A 5125-nucleotide genomic window follows, 5' to 3' on the forward strand; every position below is an offset into this window, starting at 1 on the left:
TTCTGAATCCAGTTTTCGTTTTTGTGCTTTCAATAATCTTTTCTCGAGATTGTCTAAGCCTTTCTTTTGTTTTACTTCCTGAGCTTTTACAGCTCCCGTGAAGGATTTGTCAGTTTGCTGTGCTAATTCGTAAAGATATTCAAATTGTTTGACCAGCATTTCTTTTTGTGGCGTTAAATCAATCGGAAAACCAGATAATTTATGTGTGATTGCATTTACTAAATCTGCAGGTTTAGTAAATAAATCTTTCCAGTGAAGTCCAAGTTTATCTGCTTTTTTAGCTTGTTTTTCGGTGCTTAAAAGTACTGAATTACGAACCAGTAACATTGGGAAAGTAATGTTCACAGCATCAAAAAAAGATTTTAATTCGAGCCAGTAAGCAATTTCTCCTCCGCCACCAATGTAGCATAAATTTGGAAGGATAATTTCCTGATACAACGGACGCATGATTACATTCGGACTGAATTTTTCGGGATTGCTTTCGAGTAGATTGAAAATTTCTTCTTTCGAAAATGATATTTTAGTATGGTTGACAACGTATCGGTCTTTTTCTAATATAATTCGCTCACGCAGTTGGTCTTCAATGTAAAACAGATTGATCTCACGAGGATTTACCTGAATGGTATAATCATTAAATTTTGAGATTGTTTCCTGAACCGCTTTGAAAGCCGTTTGCTGTTCCAGTTCTTCCTTAACATACGGAATGAAAGCGCGTTTTAAATCTGCTGAATCTGCGTCTAAAATTACTAAACCGTATGATTCGAATAAGCTGTTTGCCAGAAAACGTGTGGCATTGGCAAGGTTTTCATGCTTAAGATAGGCTTCTTCAAAGAGTTTTTTTAAGAAGTTGGCATTTGTACTTGAACCCAAATCTTTGGAGTAGATTTCAAAAAAATCTTCTAAACTTTCTGTTGACAATCTTCCAACCGGGCCGGTGCTTTCTTTGTTCCAGCGGAATTTCTTTCCTTTAAAATTAAAATAATTAATCTCTTCAAAATCGTGATCTTCTGTTGCCATCCAATAAACAGGAACAAAATTATGAGCAGGATATTTTGATTTCAGTTCCGTTGTGAGATTAATGGTCGAAATGATTTTGTATAAAAAATACAAAGGACCGCTAAACAGGTTTAGCTGGTGTCCGGTTGTAATTGTAAAAGTATTTGGGAGTGCTAAGAGCTCAATATTCTCTTTGGTCGAATTCGAAACTTGAATGTTTTGATATTGCTTTTTTAGCGTCTCAACAAGTGGAACACGGTTTGCGTGGTCGAAATTAGCCTGCTTGTCAAGGATTTGTTTCTCAAAGTTTTCAAGCGTAGGAAAGTGATTGTACAGTGATTGTAATTCGGGTTTTTGATCTAAATAATCTTGTATCAATTTAGAGAAATATCCTGAGTTTTGGTAGCTGATACAGTCGGTAGGCATAGTTTTAGGTTTATTTTTGATAGCTGTAAATTTAATCAAAATATGTACTTAAATCCTTTTTTAACGAATGCTTAAGATTTGATTTTTACGCTTTGAATTAAGTGGTTGTAAATCAGTATCTTGGTTTTATTGCCTCTTTTTTAATTGTAAGAAATGTTTTGTGAATGATTAGAAGGATTGATTTGCTATTTTTGTTAAAATTTTGAGAGTAATTTAAAAGTATTGTTTGGATATATGTGTTATTAATAATGAAATTCTATTTTTGCAAACAAATATTTGTTGTGCAGAAGAAGCTGATTTATTTTTTGCAATAATAGTTAAAAGAAAACAATAGTAAAGCCGAATGAAAAATAACTCGAAACAGAAGAACTCCTTAAAACATGTTCTCTTTGGTTCCTTGATTGGTACCACCATAGAATTTTTTGATTTCTATATTTATGCCAATGCTGCTGTATTGGTTTTTCCACAACTATTTTTCCCCGGTTCAGACCCGACTATGGCAACTTTGGAATCTTTAGCTACGTTTTCAATTGCTTTTTTATCACGTCCATTAGGTTCCGCTTTTTTTGGACATTATGGAGATAAAATCGGGCGTAAATTTACTTTGGTGGCAGCATTATTAACGATGGGTATTTCAACGGTTACGATCGGATTTTTGCCCGGTTATGCCAGTATTGGTGTTGCTGCTCCTTTATTGTTAATGCTGTGTCGATTTGGGCAAGGTGTGGGTTTAGGAGGCGAGTGGGGTGGTGCTGTTTTATTGGCAATCGAAAATGCACCTCCGGATAAACGTGCCTGGTACGGAATGTTTCCGCAATTGGGCGCTCCTATTGGATTGCTGCTTTCGGGTGGAACTTTTTTAATTTTGACGGACACCATGACCAATGAAAACTTTATGGATTATGGCTGGAGAATTCCATTTATAGCAAGCTCGCTTTTGGTTGTTGTGGGGTTTTATATCCGAACAAAAATTACCGAAACGCCTTCATTTGAGAATGCTAAAAAAGAAAAGGAAGAAGTTAAAGTTCCTTTTTTAACTTTGATTAAGTCGTATCGAAATCAATTGATTTTTGGAACATTGGCGGCTGTTACCACCTTTTTGGTTTTTTACCTGATGACCGTTTTTACTTTAAGTTGGATCACTTCCGATTTAGGGATTACCAAAAGAGATGCATTATTGGTTCAGCTGTTCTCTGTTTTGTTTTTTGCACTTTTTATTCCAGTTTCGGCAGTTGTTGCCGATAAGATCGGACGACGCAAAATGTTAATTATTGCGACTGCAGCCATAGCGCTTTTCGGGTTTTTGTTTTCGTCTTTTTTAAGCAAAGGAAATATCATTCTAATTACCACCTTTGCCTGTACCGGAATGGCTCTGATGGGATTCACTTATGGACCTTTAGGAACTTTCCTGTCGGAATTGTTTCCAACAAATGTTCGTTATTCCGGAGCTTCCTTAACGTTTAATTTGGCCGGAATCCTTGGTGCGGCGTTTGCTCCTATGATCGCGATTTGGCTGGCCAGTACTTACGGTTTAAGTTATGTTGGTTTTTATCTGACTGGTGCCGCGCTAATTTCGTTGGTTTCCTTTTTAGTGGTTTCTAAAAAAGTGCATCAGTTTTAAGATCCAATCAAAATATAAAATTCTCTAAAGAGGCTATGATTTAAAATTATAGTCTCTTTTTTTTGCTAATTAAAAAAGTATTTAGATATTTGTCTAAATATATAAATGATGAATGACATTTTTAAAGCCCTTAACGATGCAACGCGAAGAGAAATTCTGGAGCTTTTAAAGCATAAGGATATGTCTGCCGGAGAAATTGCAGATGCTTTTAATATATCAAAACCCAGTATTTCGCATCATCTAGATATTTTAAAACGTGCCGATTTGATTACTTCTGAAAAAACCGGGCAATTTATCATCTACTCCATCAATACCACCATTATGGAAGATGTTTTGCAATGGATATTAACTTTTAAAAAATAAAAAATGAATTTAGAATTAAAAAAAGAGCTTCCAATTATTGGAATTGTTATGATTCCGTATGTATACTTAGCATTTATCTGGAACAGTCTTCCTGAAAGAGTTCCGATTCACTGGAACATGAACGGTCAAATTGACGATTGGGGAAGTAAAGTTTTTTTGATTGTATTGGTTTTTCTGTTACCGGTTCTGACTTATGCAATAATGTCTTCAGCTGCATTACTTGATCCTAAAAAAAGACTTTCTTTAATGGGAAAAAAGTTTTATCAGTTGAAGTTTTTCATGGTTCTGTTTATGTCTTTACTGGCTTTATTTCTTTTATATGTAACAAAAAATCAGTCTGTTTCAAACCCAAATTTAATTTATGTTTTAGCGGGAATTTTAATTATGGTTTTGGGAAACTATTTCAAAGTAATTCAGCCCAATTATTTTATCGGAATTCGCACACCATGGACCCTTGAGAGTCAGGAAGTTTGGAAGGCTACACATGTATTTGCAGGTAAACTTTGGTTTGTGGGCGGGATTATCATCATTTTAGGAGGATTGATTTTTTCAGGTTTTGTTTTCTCAAAGGCCTTTGTCACAATCGGGATCGTTTTAGCATTCGTGCCGGTAGCGTATTCTTTTATCAAATTCAAACAATTGGAGAAAAAACAAGGAAAGTTGTAATTCCGGATCATCAACAAAGCAATCTTATTTATTTCAATAAAAATGATAAAAACAATACTCACTTTAATAGTAGCTTTAGCTTCTTATATAATGAATGGACAAGAAATTTCAGGGCAATGGAACGGACTTTTAAAAATACAGGGTACTCAGCTTCAGGTTGTTTTTCATATTGCTAAAACAGCAACTGGATATATTTCTACAATGGATAGCCCGGATCAGGGAGCAAAAGGAATTCCTGTTACAAAAACCTCTTTTGAGAATGCTGTTTTGAAATTAGAAATTGCTGCTATAAGAGGTTCTTATGAAGGAATTTTGAACAGTAATAATGTTATTGTGGGAAAGCTTACACAAGCAGGACAATCAGTTGACATCAACTTATCAAAAGAAGTAACTCAGAAAGAAGTGTCTGTGAGACCTCAGGAGCCTGTAAAGCCATATCCGTATTATACCGAAGATGTGAAATTTGAAAACAAGGCAGCCAATGTAACTCTGGCAGGCACATTATCTCTGCCTAAAAAGGAAGGTAACTTTCCGGCCGTAATTCTAATTACAGGAAGCGGACCACAAAATAGAGATGTAGAAGGCTTAGGGCATAAAACATTCTTAGTGTTATCGGATTATTTGACTCAAAAAGGAATTGCTGTTTTACGTTTTGACGATCGAGGCGTTGGTGAATCTACGGGAGATTTTTCGAGTGCAACAACATTTGATTTTGCAGAAGATGTTCAGGCAGGAGTAGAGTATTTAAAAACAAGAAAAGAAATTAATAAAAGTAAAATAGGCTTGATAGGGCATAGTGAAGGCGGAATAATAGCTCCGATCGTTGCGGGAAATTCAAGAGATATTGATTTTATTGTTTTATTAGCCGGTCCCGGACTTAAAGGAGACAAGTTACTTTTGCTGCAAAAAGAATTAATTGAGCGACAAAGCGGAATGCCTGAAGACGAAATTCAAAAAGGTCAGGAGATTTTTAGAGGTGCTTATGATATTTTATTGGCTTCTTCTGTTTTTGACGATACTTTTAAAAATAAAATTACGAGTTATTTCAAATTA

At 35.1% G+C, this 5125-nt stretch carries 5 protein-coding genes; 4 read left to right on the top strand and 1 reads right to left on the bottom strand.

Annotated features, from left to right (window positions below; all coding sequences use genetic code 11):
* On the bottom strand, positions 1-1422 hold a 1422-nt coding region (bshC, locus tag B0A80_RS20175), incomplete at its 3' end, for a bacillithiol biosynthesis cysteine-adding enzyme BshC (protein WP_089078458.1).
* 343 nt (positions 1423-1765) lie between these two features.
* On the opposite strand from bshC, the gene B0A80_RS20180 reads away from it, so the two are divergent.
* The 4 genes from B0A80_RS20180 to B0A80_RS20195 all read left to right on the top strand — a co-directional run.
* A complete protein-coding gene (locus tag B0A80_RS20180) occupies positions 1766-3043 on the top strand; it encodes an MFS transporter (RefSeq protein WP_089078456.1) in 1278 nt (425 codons plus the stop codon).
* 108 nt (positions 3044-3151) lie between these two features.
* Positions 3152-3406 (top strand): autorepressor SdpR family transcription factor, encoded by a 255-nt coding sequence (locus B0A80_RS20185; protein WP_070907456.1) that lies wholly within the window; start codon positions 3152-3154, stop codon positions 3404-3406.
* A gap of 3 nt (positions 3407-3409) precedes the next feature.
* Positions 3410-4072 (top strand): SdpI family protein, encoded by a 663-nt coding sequence (locus B0A80_RS20190; protein WP_089078457.1) that lies wholly within the window; start codon positions 3410-3412, stop codon positions 4070-4072.
* A gap of 42 nt (positions 4073-4114) precedes the next feature.
* Positions 4115-5125 (top strand): alpha/beta hydrolase family protein (locus B0A80_RS20195; RefSeq protein WP_089078459.1); only part of this gene is annotated, 1011 nt, incomplete at its 3' end.

The organism is Flavobacterium tructae, from assembly GCF_002217475.1.
GTDB lineage: Bacteria > Bacteroidota > Bacteroidia > Flavobacteriales > Flavobacteriaceae > Flavobacterium > Flavobacterium tructae.